The organism is Sphingomonas sp. PL20 (assembly GCF_017875905.1).
GTDB lineage: Bacteria > Pseudomonadota > Alphaproteobacteria > Sphingomonadales > Sphingomonadaceae > Sphingomonas > Sphingomonas echinoides.
In genome coordinates this window covers 4,216,959-4,231,207 of record NZ_JAGINH010000002.1, presented here as the reverse complement: position 1 = coordinate 4,231,207, position 14,249 = coordinate 4,216,959, and the positions used below count along the sequence as shown (strand labels likewise).

Here is a 14,249-nt window from a genome sequence, read left to right as displayed (position 1 = left end):
GCCGACATTCTGGGGGTCGTTCTGACCCCTGCAAGCCGTTGGATGAGCTAGGGGGTAAAGTTGTCAAACCGTCCGGTTGTGACACGTAGATCGCGTAGATTGCCACATACGGGGCCCCGGCTGTGATGGCTAAGGTTCTTTCCTTCTCTACTCGCTGCTTGAGTGGTTCGTCTCGCCGGCATCGAGATTGTCGAGTTGCTGTTTCATCTTGCTAAGGGCGCCAGCCATCAGGTGACGCTCTTCCACTGACAGATTTGCCATTGCCGCGGCGCTGAGAGCGGCACGTTCTTTCAGCAACAAAGCACACGCTCGCTCGCCATCGCCGGTCAGGCTCAATCGATGTGATCGCCAATCGGACTCATGCGCGGTGCGGGCAAGCAGGCCAGCGGCCTCCAGTTCCTTGATCGTGCGTGCGATCTGCGCCTTGTCACGCCCTGTCCACGCGGCCAACTCCTGCTGGGAGCTGCCGGGACGCCGGTGAAGGATTGCGAGTAATCGCCCCTGAAAGGGCGCTAGCCCCAATACCCGGATAGCCCCAAGTTCCTGAAGGCGGGCCTGAAAGGCGGCGGAGACTTCCCCGAGGAGGCTGACCAATTCGTCCATGACTCATCATACCATATCAGTTGACACTATCAAGCAACCATGTCACTTGATTCTATCAACTGATGGATTCGCACATGCCTCATTCTTATCGCATTACCGTCCAGAGCCTCGCGACCGATCCTCCGGCGATCCATCCTGAGGGTCTCAGCTTTGATGTGACCAACCATGACGAACTCTTCCAACTGATCGAGCGCGTTCGAGGTGGTGGCGTCTTGCCGGAAGAAGAGGTGGCCGAGTTCACCATCGGTTTGAAGCTGTTCAGCGAGGTCATGCTGCGCCATCGCCGCGAGCCGCTGTTTGCAGACCTCTTCCCGCACTTCGGAACGTTCATGAAGCAGCTGAAAGGCGGCGCCAAAAAGGAAGCGGCGCAGGGATGACTGGCCATGCTTCAACTGCTGGCCGCACTGGGCGCCTTATCGCCCTGCTCGCGACGTCGATGCTGGCGGCGTGCACTGTCGGGCCGGATTTCTCCCGTCCCACAGTGACACCGCCGCCTGCTGCGACCTCTACGTCCATCAACACCGACCTTGCCGCAACCAGGCCCATCGCAGCGGACTGGTGGAAGGCATTTGGCGATCCAGTCCTCGACGCCATCGAACAACAGGTGCTGGCGGGAAACCTCGATATCCAGGAAGCGGCAACGCGCGTGCAGCGAAGCCGCGCCGCCTTGCGCATTGCCGGCGCCGACCTGGGCCCGCGTGCGGGTGCGGCAGCGTCCTACATGCGGGAACGGGCAAGCTCAAAGGGTATCCTCGGTCTGACCGGAGCGGAAGCTCCCGCGTCGGATGCCGCCGGTGGTTCGAACCCGTTCGGTGCGACGACACTGCCAGGCAGCAACGGCTCACCTGCTTACGATCTCTTCCAAGTCGGCGTGGATGCGTCGTGGGAAATCGATCTCTGGGGCAAGAACCGCCGCAATCGTGAAGCTGCGCGTGCCGACGCTCAGGCCTCCTTCTATGACCAGCAGGCGCTCCAGGTTTCGCTGAGCGCTGAAGTCGCACGCGTCTATGCGACCCTCCGCGGTGCCGAAGCCCGGCTCGAGGTGCTGAAGCGCAACCGCGGCACGGTGGCCCGTGGGCTGGAGATCGCACGGCAGCGCCAGCAGCAGGGCGCTGCCAGCCAGTATGACGCGGCGACCGCAGCCGCTCAGCTCTCCGCGATCGAGGCCAGCATTCCCGGCACGGTTCGCGAAGCAGCTGCGGCGCGCAACGCCCTCGCTCTGCTCTGCGGGCAGGAGCCGCATGCACTCGACACCGTTCTCGCGTCGACCGCTGCCGAACTTGTCACCGTGCCGGATGATCTCGCAGGGGGCCTTTCCTCCAATCTGGCGCGTGCACGTCCCGATATCCTGGCCGCCGAAGCGGCGTTACACGCCGCCACGGCGCGCATCGGTGTCGCCAAGGCGGACTTCTATCCGAGCCTGACCCTGGCCGGAAGCTTCGGCACGCAGGCGCTCGGCCTGTCCGACCTCGCAGGCTGGAGCGCGCGACAGTTCATCGTCGGACCCAGCCTGCACCTGCCGATCTTCGAGAACGGGCGCCTCAAGGGACAGCTTCAGCTTGTCGAGGCCGACCAGCAGGCAGCGGCGATCCGTTACCGCGCCACCGTCCTGCGCGCCTGGCACGAGATTGATGATGCCCTGGAGACGATGCGCGCTGAACGCGCCCGCTACGCGGCGGCCCAGCAGGGCGTCGAGCAAAGCCGTATTGCCGTCCATGTCGCCGAGCGGCGCTATCGCAGCGGCGCCACCGGCTATAACGACGTGTTGATCGCTGAGCGCGCCGAGCTGGAGCGCGAAGTAGAATTGGCGGATGCCCGCGCGGCCCACGCGGTGGCGGTGACCAGCCTCTACAAAGCGCTCGGCGGTGGCTGGGTGCCGCCCGCCGCACCAGTCGGGAAGTCCTCGTGACTACCATCACCCACGCGCCTCCATCGCTTGATGGGCCACCTGTCGGCGCTCCGCCGCCCGCTCCATTCGGTCTTAAGCTTGCCACGGGCCTAACGGGCGTCCTCATCGCCGCGATGATGTCCGGCCTCAACAACAGGGTCGGAGCGCTTGGCCTTACGGATGTGCAAGGCGCCCTCGGCCTTGGCGCCGATGCGGGTCATCTGCTTGGTACCGTATATACCGCGGCCGAACTTGCGGCGATGCCGATCGCTGCCTGGTTCGCGGTCACCCTCTCGTTCCGCCGCTTCCACCTCGGCTTGGTAGCTGGATTCCTGGCCCTTGGCATGCTGCTCCCGCTCGCGCCGGATTACGGCTCGCTGCTGACGCTCCGCGCGCTGCAAGGCCTGCTGGGCGGAGCAATGATCCCGCTGCTGATGACCGCAGCGCTGCGCTTCCTGCCCCCTTCCATCAAGCTGCACGGGCTCGGCCTGTACTCGCTGACGGCAACCTTCGCGCCCAACCTCGCCACCTGGCTTGCGTCCGCCTGGGTGGATGATCTCGGCGACTGGCGTCTGGTCTATTGGCAGATCATCCCGGCCGGCCTGCTCGCTCTCTGGGCGGTTTGGTGGGGCCTGCCGCAGGACCCGGTGCGCACCGAGCGCTTTCGTGAGATCGATTGGCTCGGGTTTGCGACCGGGCCGCTGGGACTGGCGCTGTTGGCCATCGGCTTGCTGGAAGGCGAGCGCCTGGACTGGCGTCACCTCAAGCTTTGTACGCTGAACAACGATTTTCCGGACATAATGTGAACATTGGTGTCAGGCAGCGGCGCGAAGGTACTGGTAGAGGGTTTCGCGGCTGATGCCCATGTCGCGCGCGATGGTCGCCTTGCGTTCACCGGCGGCAACGCGGCGGTGCAGATCGGCAATCATCTCATCCGAGAGCGACCGTTTCCGCCCCCGATAGGCGCCGCGCTGCCGAGCGATCGCAATGCCTTCGCGTTGCCGTTCGCGGATCAGGGCGCGCTCGAACTCAGCAAACGCACCCATGACCGAGAGCATCAGATTGGCCATCGGGGAGTCCTCCCCCGAGAAGGACAGGCTTTCCTTCTCAAACTCGATCCGGATACCTCGCTTGGTGAGGCCCTGGACCAGCTTGCGCAGGTCATCCAGATTGCGGGCCAACCGATCCATGCTGTGGACGACGACGGTATCGCCTTCGCGGGCGAAAGTGAGCAGAGCCTCAAGCTGGGGGCGGTTGACGTCCTTGCCCGATGCCTTGTCGGTGAAGGTCCGATCGAGCGACTGACCTTCCAATTGGCGATCCACATTCTGATCGAACGTGCTGACCCGGACATAGCCGATCCGTTGCCCCTTCACTGCGCACTCTCTCCATCAAAATGTCAGGTTGAAATCTATGATACGCAACGACATTCGTCAACAAATTCCGTTTAGTACCCTAATCTGACAGAAACCGCGGTAGCGCCCTGACGTCCGGTTAGGCTATACTCCAAGCTGACATCACAAAATCAAATCCCTCAAAGATGGCGTCAATTGCCTTGATGGGGTAAAAACTGGAGTGCTTCCAGGATGGGACATTCGGCAACGTCATCTCCAGTGCATCTGGCTAACGTGGTCGCCAGCGTCACCTCTATCTTCTGCAAATCTGCAATGCGGCGGCGGACATCTTCAAGGTGGAGTTCGGTTCTCGCCATAACCTCCGCGCAGGTTTGTGCACCGGTATCGGTGAGCGACAACAATGACCGTATGTCATCCATTGCATAGCCAAGGTCGCGCGCGCGCAGGATGAACTGCAACCTTTGCACCAGTTCCGGCGAATAGACGCGGTAGCCGTTGGAACTGCGAGGCGGCCCCGGCAGCAATCCCACCTTCTCGTAATAGCGGATGGTTTCGAGATTGCAGCCTGTTTTCCGGGCAAGCTGGGCACGCAAGATGCCGACCTGTTGCTCCATGAAAATACCTCTTGAGTCTGTAGTGGCTACAGAGCCTACACTGCGAATCACTCAGTTGGAACAAGGGATTCAAGCCATGGTCTCAACGCCGGAAGCGGGACAGCCAGCCCTCACCGAAAACCACGAGCCGAAGCAGGCAAACTGGGTTGCGGCGGGCGCATTGATCGGCGCGGGGCTCGCCTCGGCTTGCTGCGTCGTCCCGCTACTGTTGGTTATGCTCGGAATTTCCGGCGCGTGGATCGCCAACCTGACGGCGCTCGAACCTTACAAGCCCTATGTCGCAGGCGTAACGCTCGCGCTGCTCGGCTACGGCTTCTGGCATGTCTATTTCAAGCCGAAACCGCCCTGTGAAGACGGTTCCTACTGCGCTCGTCCACAATCGGCTTGGACCACCAAGGCGGTGCTGTGGCTGGGCCTTGCCGTCGCCATCCTGGCGCTCACCATCGACTGGTGGGCACCCTGGTTCTATTGAAAGGAAATACCCATGAAAAAGACAGTATGTATCGCTATGGCCGTGCTGGCTATGGCTGGCGGCGGGGTCGCCTATGCAGTTAGTGGCACGGCGCAAGATCGCCCCGCGGCTACCGCAACCGCTCAGAAGCAAACCACCTTTGCCATAGAGAACATGACCTGCGCCACCTGCCCGATCACCGTGAAGAAGGCGATGGAAGGCGTCGCCGGGGTAACGGCGGTCACGGTCGATTTCGCAGCCAAGACCGCGCGCGCAACCTATAACCCGCGCCGCACCAATGCTGCTGCGATTGCCGCTGCATCAACCAACGCGGGTTATCCGGCGCGCGCTATTCAAAACTGAGCGGGGCGCCGCCAGCGCCTCAAGAAAGCGATAAGCAATGAACGACTGTTGCAACCGCCCCGGGCAGGAAGGATTTGACGTGGCCGTCATCGGCGCGGGTTCTGCCGGGTTCTCCGCCGCGATCGCCGCTGCCGATCTGGGCGCGAAAGTGGCGCTCGTCGGTCACGGCACGATTGGCGGCACCTGTGTCAATGTTGGCTGCGTTCCTTCCAAGACGCTGATCCGCGCCGCCGAAGCGGTGCATGGTGGGCTTGCCGCCGCGCGCTTTCCCGGCCTTGGGGGCGCTGTCCAGATGGATGACTGGTCCGTATTGGCGGCGTCGAAGGACGATCTTGTCACGACGCTGCGCCAAAAAAAATATGTCGATCTGCTGCCCGCCTATGACGGTGTGAGCTATATCGAGGGCAAGGCACGCTTTGCCGATGGTGCGCTGATTGTCGGCGATGCGCCCATGAAGGTCGGCAAGGTCATATTGGCGATGGGTGCGCACGCCGCCGTGCCGCCGATTCCGGGGATGGACAGCGTGCCCTACCTAACCAGCACATCGGCGCTGGCGCTGGATCGCTTGCCCAAATCGCTGCTGGTGATCGGTGGCGGGGTGATCGGGGTAGAACTGGGACAGATGTTTTCGCGTCTGGGCGTTGATGTCACCATCTGCTGCCGAAGCCGCCTGCTCCCCGAAATGGACCCGGAAGTGAGTGCCGCGCTGAAAAACTATTTGGAAGCCGAGGGCGTGCGGGTTTGCGCAGGTGTCGGCTATCAGCGTATCGCCCAAACACAGAGCGGGGTCGAATTGACCTGCGAGGGGCATTGTGACACCGTCGCGGCGGAACAGGTGCTCATCGCCACCGGACGCCGACCCAATAGCGACGGGCTTGGGCTGGAGGAGCGCGGCATAGTGCTTGCCCGTAATGGTGGAATCGTCGTCGATGACCACCTCGAAACGTCGGTTCCAGGCATTTACGCGGCGGGCGATGTAACGGGACGGGACCAGTTCGTCTACATGGCCGCCTATGGCGCAAAACTGGCCGCGCGCAACGCGGTGACGGGCAACCAATACCGCTACGACAATTCCTCCATGCCATCCGTCGTCTTCACCGACCCGCAAGTCGCCAGCGCCGGCCTCACTGAAACGACAGCACGGGCGCAAGGCCTGGACATCAAGGTTTCGCTGCTCCCGCTCGATGCTGTGCCAAGGGCACTGGCAGCACGCGATACGCGGGGTCTCATCAAACTGATTGCCGACAAGGCGAACGACCGTTTGCTGGGCGGCCAGATCATGGCACCCGAAGGCGCGGATTCGATCCAGACACTGGTGCTGGCGATCAAACACGGCATGACCACCCTGGAATTGGGTGCAACGATATTTCCTTACCTGACCACTGTGGAAGGCCTCAAACTGGCGGCCCAAACGTTTGATAAGGATGTCGCCAAACTGTCTTGCTGCGCCGGGTGATTGCTCGGGGATCAACCGGCAACGAATGGCCTCCCTCCAGTGCAAGCCGCTTTGGTGTCAATTTTGTTATTCGCCTCAGCGGGAGAGCAAAATGGCACGACGCCGACTTCTGACCGGAGACGAGCGCCGGCGCCTGTTCGATCCTCCTGTCCAAGAAACCGCGATCATTGGGCATTATACCCTTTCTGCGGAAGATGTTGAATTGGTTGGGCGCCGCTATGGTCCAGCAAATCGCCTCGGTCTGGCTGCACAAATCGCTTTGATGCGACATCCCGGCTTTGGTCTGCAACCCGAGATCGGGCTTCCCGACGTCATTCTTCAGTACCTCGCGGCACAGTTATTCGTCGATCCTTCCTCCTTCTCTGCATATGGTCAGCGCGCGCAAACCCGTACCGATCATGCCGATCTCGTGGCGCGTTATCTTGGCATACGCCCGTTTCGACGCGGCGACCTGGCACTTGCCCTGAATCTTGCCGCGCAAGCCGCCGAGTATACAGACAGAGGTGAACCGATTGTTCGCGCCCTCATGGTTGGCCTGAAGGGTGAGCGGTTCATTCTTCCGTCAGGCGACACACTGGAACGCGCCGGTCTTGCTGGCCGGGCACGCGCACGCAAAGCTGCCGCAGCCGCAATCGTCGAAGGCCTCAGCTCTGCTGAACTGACACGGCTAGACGAACTCGTAATCAACAACCCGGATTTCGGCATGACACCGCTGGCGTGGTTGCGTAATTTCGAAGAAGCCCCGACTGCGGCCAATATCAATGGCTTGCTTGAGCGCCTGCGCTATGTTCGCGGCATAGGTATCCACCCGGTAGTTGGGGGCGCCATTCCGGAATTCCGCTTTGCCCAATTTGTCCGCGAGGGCGGCGTGGCACCGGCATTCCTGCTTTCGGATTACAGCGTCAATCGCAGGCGGGCGACGTTGACGGCCGCAGTGATCGACCTTGAGGCCAGACTTGCCGATGGCGCGATCCAAATGTTTGACCGACTTATCGGCGGCATGTTCACGCGCGCGCGGCGTGGGCGCGAGCGTCGCTACCAAGATAGTATTCAGTCGGTGGGGCAACTCATGCGGCTGTTTGGCGCCACGATTACAGCACTTGATGAGGCTGTCCAGAATGGCGGCGATCCGCTCGAATTGATTGACGAAGCGGTGGGCTGGCACCGGCTTGTTGCGGCAAAGGCCCAAGTAGATGCCCTTGCTGATCTTGCCGGCGAGGACGCACTGGTAACGGCAACCGAGCGTTACGCCACGCTACGGCGTTTCAGCCCGGCATTTCTGGACGCCTTCACCTTCAAGGCGTCTGGAACAGGGACGGCACTGATCAAAGCCATCGATGTCATTCGCGATGCGAACACACGAAAGTCGCGCGACCTTCCCGATGGCGTTCCACTGCCATTCCCCAATCGGCAGTGGAAGCGTCTCATCACCGAAAGCGGCCGTATCGACCGCCGACGTTATGAAATTGCGATCATGGCAACCTTGCGTGATCGTTTGCGCGCCGGTGATGTATGGATCGAGGGAACCCGCAACTATCAGCGCTTCGATGCCTATTTGCTGGGTCGGCGCGACGCCGCCAAAGTGGCGGATGTGCTTCCGTTCGATTCAAATGCTGCATCCTACCTCGCTGACCGGGCACGAAATCTTGACTGGCGGCTGCGCCGATTTGCCAAGCAGTTGAAAACAAACAAGCTTGAGGGAGTGTCGCTCGAACGAGACCGGCTCAAGCTTCAGCAAATGCCGCCTGTCACCCCACCGGAAGCTGAAGCCCTCGATCGCAAGCTCGATACCCTGCTTCCCCGCGTGCGCATCACCGAGCTGCTGCTTGAAGTCGCCGAACGCACTGGTTTTTTGAACGCATTCCGTGACCTGCGCTCAGGCAAGGAGCACGACAACCCCAGCACGGTACTCGCCGCAATTCTGGCTGATGGCACCAACCTCGGGCTGGAGCGGATGGCCAATGCCAGCGAAGGCGTCAGCTATGCCCAACTCGCATGGACCCACAACTGGTATCTTTCACCCGAGAACTATCAGGCCGCGCTGGCCATGATCATCTCAGCCCATCACGAATTACCCTTCGCGCGGCATTGGGGCGCTGGCACCAGTTCGTCGTCCGATGGCCAGTTCTTCCGGTCGGGGCGGAGCCGTTCAGGGGCGGCGGACGTCAATGCCAAATATGGCGCCGAACCTGGCGTGAAAATCTATTCTCACCTTTCCGATCACTTCGCATCATTCGGATCACGGATCATGTCCGCGACGGCAGGTGAAGCGCCTTACGTGCTCGACGGGCTTGTCCTGGGCGCCGGCAACCTTCCGTTGCATGAGCACTATACCGATACCGGCGGCGCCACCGATCATGTTTTCGCACTCTGCCACCTACTCGGGTTCCGCTTCGCGCCCCGGCTGCGCGATATTGGCGACCGCAAGCTGGGTTCGATCGCTGCGCCATCGACATACAAGGGCATCGAAAATCTGATTGGCCGTACCATCAAAACGGCAGCGATCGAGGCCGATTGGGATGACATCGTCAGGATTGTCGCCTCAATCAAGGATGGCACGGTGGCGCCGTCAGTAATCTTGCGAAAACTTGCCGCCTACAAACGCCAGAACAGGCTGGATTTTGCATTGGCTGAACTGGGCCGTATCGAGCGCACTTTGTTCACGCTCGATTGGCTTGAACAACCGGAACTGCGACGTGCCTGTCAGGCCGGTCTCAACAAAGGCGAGGCGAGGCACACGCTTGCCGCCGCCATCTATACCAACCGGCAGGGTCGGTTCACCGATCGCTCGCTGGAAAATCAGGAATTTCGCGCATCTGGGCTGAACCTGCTGATTGCGGCGATTTCCTACTGGAACACGGTCTATCTCGACCGGGCCGCCCAGCACCTCAACGCTGTCGGCACGACGTTCGATGCGGCACTGCTTGCGCACCTTTCTCCGATGGGCTGGGCGCACATCAGTCTGACCGGCGATTACCTCTGGGAGCAGGCCAGGCGACTTCCAGCAGGTGAATTCCACCCACTCAACGAGCCAATGGCGCGGTTGAAGCGTGTAGCGTAGCCCATGTTCCGCTTATGTCCGAGAAATCGTTGTCTGGCGAACAAACCTTGAGGTGACGCCCTTTACGTTGCGGACACCTGACCGCGACCTCGACACAGATTGTTGCAGGCCGTTTCGCTTCGATCCTTCGTTCTATTATACTTCGTCCACGACAACACCGGAAACTAGCTGCAACAGTGCGCGCCCTTGCCATCGATCTGAATCGGCGGACAGGGAACAGTTCCATACGAACAGAACACACAGCAATCGCCGGGCTTGGGCCGAAGCATAGCGTTGCAGCCAGTACAGTCGTAGAAAAACTGGCAGGCGTTCGTTGGCATCTGCTCGGTCGTCATCGTGCCGCACTCGGGACAGGTGATCGTCGAACTTAGCTCCGGGCTGATGTCAGACATAGACATAGCCCAGCCAGAGCAGGATGGCACCGATCAGCAGGCCGGCAAGAGTGATGAGCCGCGTGACGCGAGAGGTGCATGCGGCGTCCGATGCGCAGCGCGCTGCCGCCGCTTGCTGACGAACGAGAAGTGCGGCGCCTGCAAGGAGGCATAGTGCGCCGATCGCAAGGAGCGCCACGCGATAGGGGAGCGCGGCCATGGCGATTCCGGCCAGCCATGCCGATCCGATACCGACTGAAGCCAGCAGCATCGGCAGGGCACAGCAAGCTGCAACGCCGAAACCTGCCGCGATTCCTCCGAGAGTGAGAGACGCGGTTCCCAATCCCTTCGGCGAATGTGGATTGGAAGAAGGTTCAGACATGGCGACTCCTTGAGACCGGTGCGATCCTAGCCTAGTGTCTGTAGCTACTACAGACTCAAGGGAAATTTGATGATGGCGACGTCCGGTACCACGATCCCGATCGGCGAACTCTCGCAGCGCACGGGCTGCAACATCGAGACGATCCGCTATTATGAACGCATCGGTGTCCTCCCGGTACCGCTGCGCCGCGGGCGATACCGCGCCTATTGCCCGTCGGATGTTCGGCGACTGTCGTTCGTGCGACGTGCGCGCGAACTGGGCTTCCCGATCGACGCGGTGCGAGCGCTGTTGGCACTTGCCGACGGGGGCGTTGCCTCGTGCGCGCAGGCGCGCGATCTGGCGAGCAAGCATCTGCGGGATATCCGCCTGAAAATCGCCGACCTTCGCCGTATGGAACAAGTGCTCGGCGACACCGTCGCCGCCTGCGAAGCCGGCGACACCTTGGGCTGTCCCTTGCTAGAAACGCTTTGCACTGCAGAAGCGCGGTAGACCCGGAGGCTGTCCGGATCAGGTCAGCCGACCGACTGCGACGCAAGGTCCTTCACGGCGTCGCGCTTGGCGGCCGCCGTCTTGCGCTCGGAATATCGATCGACGAGTTGATCCGCATGACCCCGGGTAAGAACAGTGAACCGAACCAGTTCCTCCATCACATCGACGATGCGATCATAATAGCTGGACGGCTTCATTCGCCCCGCTTCGTCAAACTCCTTGAACGCCATCGCGACGCTCGACTGGTTGGGGATCGTGAACATCCGCATCCAGCGACCAAGCAGCCGAAGCGTGTTGACGGCATTGAACGACTGCGATCCGCCTGACACCTGCATGACAGCGAGCGTTCGGCCCTGTGTCGGCCGCATGCCGCCGAACTCCAGTGGAAGATGGTCGATCTGGGCCTTCATGATGCCGGTGATCTGGCCGTGCCGCTCCGGGCTGCACCACACCTGACCTTCCGACCACAAGGAATGCTCGCGCAATTCGTGGACGGCGGGGTGGTCATCGGCCTTCACCTGATCGGGCAATGGCAAATCGCTTGGGTCGAATATTCGCACCTCGGCGCCGAACAGGATCAACAACCGTGCCGCTTCCTCGACAGCAAGCCGGCTGAACGACCGCTCGCGGAGCGAACCGTAGAGCAGCAGGATGCGCGGCGGATGATCGAGCGAACCGAGCCCCGTCGCGAAATCAGGGCGAATCACGTCGCGATCGAGCGCCGGCGTGAAATCGGGGTCGGCAAGGATACGAAGACGTGACATCAGGCAATCCGCTTGGAGAGGAAGGCGGCGCTCGCCGGGCACAGCGACCGAAACTCGGCCGATCCGGTTATGGCGTCGGGCGCATCGGCAGGGTTGGCCATGACATAGCCATGCCGCCGGAAGAACGGTTCGGCCGTGGTGGTCAGCAGATAGAGGGAAGCAACGCCTTCCTCGGTCGCCGCCTGCTCGATCGCGCCGAGAATGGCAGTGCCCATGCTGCCGCTGCGCCGATTAGGCTTCACGATCAGCGATCGCAGCAGCCGATCAGGCCCGTCGCCCTCCATGCCAGCATATCCGACGATACCGGCAGCATCCTCGAACCGGAAGAAGCGACGTCCCGGTTCGGCAAGGTCACTGGTCGGCAGGCCGGCTTCAGCAAGATCGGCCGCCAGATCGGATAGCACGGTGGTGTCGAGCGCTGTCGCGATCATGCCGGCACCCGCTCCTCATACCAGGGCCGGGTCGCCTTCACGATCTTCACCACCGACAGCATGACCGGAACCTCGACCAGCACGCCGACCACGGTCGCAAGCGCCGCGCCCGAATTGAGCCCGAACAGGCTTATCGCAGCGGCGACCGCCAACTCGAAGAAGTTGGATGCGCCGATCAGCGCGGCGGGCGCGGCCACGCACCAGGCGACACCGAACCGGTGGCTGAGCCAGTAGGCGAGGCCAGCGTTGAAATAGACCTGGATCAGGATCGGCACCGCGATCAGGGCGATCACCAATGGATGGGCGATGATTGCCTCACCCTGAAAGCCGAACAGTAGGACGAGTGTCGTCAGGAGCGCCATGAGTGACACCGGACCCAGCCGGGCCAACATCCGATCCAGTGTCGGCTGACCGCCCGCCGACAGCAGGGCGCGACGGACAAGTTGTGCAACGATCACCGGCACCACGATGTAGAGCGCCACCGAGATCAGCAGCGTGTCCCACGGGACCGTGATCGATGCGACGCCGAGCAGCAGGGCGACCAGCGGTGCAAAGGCAAACACCATGATGACGTCGTTCAGCGCGACCTGGCTCAGCGTATAGGTCGGGTCGCCGTCGCAAAGGTTCGACCAGACGAACACCATCGCGGTGCAGGGTGCGGCCGCCAGCAGGATCAGGCCGGCGATATAGGAACTGATGTCGGCGGCCGGCAGGAGCGGCCGAAACAGCCAGCCAAGGAAGACCGTGCCAAGCAGCGCCATGGAGAACGGCTTCACCGCCCAGTTGATGAAGAGCGTCACGCCGACGCCCTTCCAGTGCCGCCTGACCGACCCCAGCGCGCCGAGATCGATCTTGAGCAGCATGGGGATGATCATCAACCAGATCAGCACGGCGACCACGAGGTTGACCCGCGCGACTTCGGCCGATGCGATCGCCCTGAACAAGCCTGGCAATGCGTAGCCAAGGGCAATGCCGACGACGATGCAGAGCGCAACCCAGGCACTGAGATAGCGCTCGAACGTGCTGATCGCCGGCTTGGCCGGCGCCGCGATCGGGGCCGTCATGCGCCGACCCTGTTGCCGGCTGCGTTGATGACCTGTTCGCCGTCCTCCTTGGCGAAGGCGCCAAGCTGCGCGTTCGGCAGCAGGTCGAGCACCTGTTCGGAAGGGCGACAGAGTTTCACGCCGAGCGGCGATACGACGATCGGGCGGTTGATGAGGATCGGATGCGCCATCATCGCATCGATCAATTGGTCATCGCCGAGCGACACATCACCAAGCCCCAGTTCCGCAAACGGCGTGCCCTTCTCGCGCAGGAGAGCGCGGGGTGCGATCCCCATACGTTCGATCAGCGACACCAGCATAGGCCGCGACGGCGGGGTCTTCAGATACTCCACGACATGCGGCTCGATCCCGGCATTACGGATCATCGCCAGCGTGTTACGCGAGGTGCCGCACTCAGGGTTGTGGTAGATGATCATGTCGATTGGCATCAGGCCGCATCCCCGCGACGGCTGCTCGCACCTTCGCCATGGCCGATCTCGCGAACCTGGGCTTGCAGCGCACGAGCCTCGAGTTTCTCGAACGGGAGCGCGATGAAGAGCTTGATGCGGTTCTCGAGGTAGCGGAGCGCCGTGCCGAAGGCGCGCTCACGTTCGACAGGGGTGCCCAGAACGTGGCTCGGATCTTCGATCCCCCAATGGGCGGTGACGGGATGGCCGGGCCAGATCGGGCAGGTCTCGCCGGCCGCGTCGTCGCAGACGGTGAACACGAAATCCATCACCGGCGCGTCAGGTCCGGAGAACTCGTCCCAGCTCTTCGATCGCAGGCCATCGGTCGGATATTCGGTCCGTTCGAGCAAGGCGATGGCGTCGGGATTGACCGCACCCTTGGGATAGCTCCCAGCGGAGAAGGCACGGAAGCGTCCGTTGCCCAGCTTGGTGAGCGCACTCTCCGCGAGAATCGAGCGTGCCGAGTTACCTGTACACAGGAAGAGGATGTTGAAGACGCGATCGGACATGA

The 14,249-nt window shown here is 61.9% G+C and carries 18 protein-coding genes; 8 read left to right on the top strand and 10 right to left on the bottom strand.

The window, feature by feature from the left end; translation table 11 throughout:
* Positions 1-147: 147 nt before the first annotated feature.
* Positions 148-603: a MarR family winged helix-turn-helix transcriptional regulator gene (locus H4W01_RS20015; protein ID WP_209609301.1), complete on the bottom strand. Its 456-nt coding sequence runs from the start codon at positions 601-603 to the stop codon at positions 148-150.
* A gap of 74 nt (positions 604-677) precedes the next feature.
* On the opposite strand from H4W01_RS20015, the gene H4W01_RS20010 reads away from it, so the two are divergent.
* The 3 genes from H4W01_RS20010 to H4W01_RS20000 all read left to right on the top strand — a co-directional run bounded on the left by H4W01_RS20010 (position 678) and on the right by H4W01_RS20000 (position 3,297).
* Entirely contained in the window at positions 678-980 is a 303-nt protein-coding gene (locus tag H4W01_RS20010) for a DUF3861 domain-containing protein (protein WP_209609303.1), read from the top strand.
* A gap of 59 nt (positions 981-1,039) precedes the next feature.
* Positions 1,040-2,512 carry an efflux transporter outer membrane subunit gene (locus tag H4W01_RS20005; protein WP_209609306.1) on the top strand — a complete coding sequence of 491 codons (1,473 nt, stop codon included), beginning with the start codon at positions 1,040-1,042 and terminating at the stop codon, positions 2,510-2,512.
* Positions 2,513-2,625: 113 nt separating this feature from the next.
* Positions 2,626-3,297 (top strand): MFS transporter, encoded by a 672-nt coding sequence (locus tag H4W01_RS20000; RefSeq protein ID WP_209612918.1) that lies wholly within the window; start codon positions 2,626-2,628, stop codon positions 3,295-3,297.
* Between the two features lie 9 nt (positions 3,298-3,306).
* Here the strand turns inward: H4W01_RS20000 and H4W01_RS19995 are convergent, their stop codons facing one another.
* Both H4W01_RS19995 and H4W01_RS19990 read right to left on the bottom strand, forming a co-directional pair.
* Positions 3,307-3,867 (bottom strand): recombinase family protein, encoded by a 561-nt coding sequence (locus H4W01_RS19995; protein ID WP_004213255.1) that lies wholly within the window; start codon positions 3,865-3,867, stop codon positions 3,307-3,309.
* 170 nt (positions 3,868-4,037) lie between these two features.
* Positions 4,038-4,460 carry a MerR family transcriptional regulator gene (locus H4W01_RS19990; RefSeq protein ID WP_039330852.1) on the bottom strand — a complete coding sequence of 141 codons (423 nt, stop codon included), beginning with the start codon at positions 4,458-4,460 and terminating at the stop codon, positions 4,038-4,040.
* 76 nt (positions 4,461-4,536) lie between these two features.
* On the opposite strand from H4W01_RS19990, the gene H4W01_RS19985 reads away from it, so the two are divergent.
* From H4W01_RS19985 to H4W01_RS19970, 4 genes are all read left to right on the top strand, one after another.
* Positions 4,537-4,932: a mercuric transporter MerT family protein gene (locus H4W01_RS19985; protein WP_014072602.1), complete on the top strand. Its 396-nt coding sequence runs from the start codon at positions 4,537-4,539 to the stop codon at positions 4,930-4,932.
* Positions 4,933-4,944: 12 nt separating this feature from the next.
* Entirely contained in the window at positions 4,945-5,274 is a 330-nt protein-coding gene (locus H4W01_RS19980) for a heavy-metal-associated domain-containing protein (RefSeq protein WP_004213249.1), read from the top strand.
* Positions 5,275-5,311: 37 nt separating this feature from the next.
* Positions 5,312-6,730 carry a mercury(II) reductase gene (gene merA / locus H4W01_RS19975; RefSeq protein WP_004213247.1) on the top strand — a complete coding sequence of 473 codons (1,419 nt, stop codon included), beginning with the start codon at positions 5,312-5,314 and terminating at the stop codon, positions 6,728-6,730.
* A 91-nt stretch (positions 6,731-6,821) separates the two neighbouring features.
* Positions 6,822-9,791, top strand: a complete 2,970-nt coding sequence (locus H4W01_RS19970) for a Tn3 family transposase (RefSeq protein WP_209609247.1) — start codon at positions 6,822-6,824, stop codon at positions 9,789-9,791.
* 164 nt (positions 9,792-9,955) lie between these two features.
* Here the strand turns inward: H4W01_RS19970 and H4W01_RS22940 are convergent, their stop codons facing one another.
* Positions 9,956-10,183 (bottom strand): GDCCVxC domain-containing (seleno)protein, encoded by a 228-nt coding sequence (locus H4W01_RS22940; protein ID WP_299110964.1) that lies wholly within the window; start codon positions 10,181-10,183, stop codon positions 9,956-9,958.
* On the bottom strand, positions 10,176-10,544 hold the full coding sequence (locus H4W01_RS19965; RefSeq protein ID WP_050810912.1) for a hypothetical protein: 369 nt from the start codon (positions 10,542-10,544) through the stop codon (positions 10,176-10,178). The genes H4W01_RS22940 and H4W01_RS19965 overlap by 8 nt, the downstream gene beginning before the upstream one ends.
* Positions 10,545-10,616: 72 nt before the next feature.
* On the opposite strand from H4W01_RS19965, the gene H4W01_RS19960 reads away from it, so the two are divergent.
* Positions 10,617-11,033, top strand: a complete 417-nt coding sequence (locus H4W01_RS19960; protein ID WP_010405478.1) for a MerR family transcriptional regulator — start codon at positions 10,617-10,619, stop codon at positions 11,031-11,033.
* Between the two features lie 23 nt (positions 11,034-11,056).
* On the opposite strand, the gene arsH is transcribed toward H4W01_RS19960, so the two are convergent.
* From arsH to H4W01_RS19935, 5 genes are read right to left on the bottom strand one after another with little or no spacing between them, the layout of a single operon-like run.
* Entirely contained in the window at positions 11,057-11,797 is a 741-nt protein-coding gene (gene arsH, locus H4W01_RS19955; protein WP_010405480.1) for an arsenical resistance protein ArsH, read from the bottom strand.
* Entirely contained in the window at positions 11,797-12,228 is a 432-nt protein-coding gene (gene arsN2, locus H4W01_RS19950; RefSeq protein ID WP_010405481.1) for an arsenic resistance N-acetyltransferase ArsN2, read from the bottom strand. The genes arsH and arsN2 overlap by 1 nt, the downstream gene beginning before the upstream one ends.
* On the bottom strand, positions 12,225-13,292 hold the full coding sequence (arsB, locus tag H4W01_RS19945) for an ACR3 family arsenite efflux transporter (RefSeq protein ID WP_010405482.1): 1,068 nt from the start codon (positions 13,290-13,292) through the stop codon (positions 12,225-12,227). The genes arsN2 and arsB overlap by 4 nt, the downstream gene beginning before the upstream one ends.
* Complete coding sequence (gene arsC / locus H4W01_RS19940; RefSeq protein ID WP_010405483.1) at positions 13,289-13,720, bottom strand: arsenate reductase (glutaredoxin); 432 nt, start codon at positions 13,718-13,720, stop codon at positions 13,289-13,291. The genes arsB and arsC overlap by 4 nt, the downstream gene beginning before the upstream one ends.
* Positions 13,720-14,247 (bottom strand): arsenate reductase ArsC, encoded by a 528-nt coding sequence (locus tag H4W01_RS19935; RefSeq protein ID WP_010405484.1) that lies wholly within the window; start codon positions 14,245-14,247, stop codon positions 13,720-13,722. Before H4W01_RS19935 ends, arsC begins: the two co-directional genes overlap by 1 nt.
* Between the last annotated feature and the right edge of the window lie 2 nt (positions 14,248-14,249).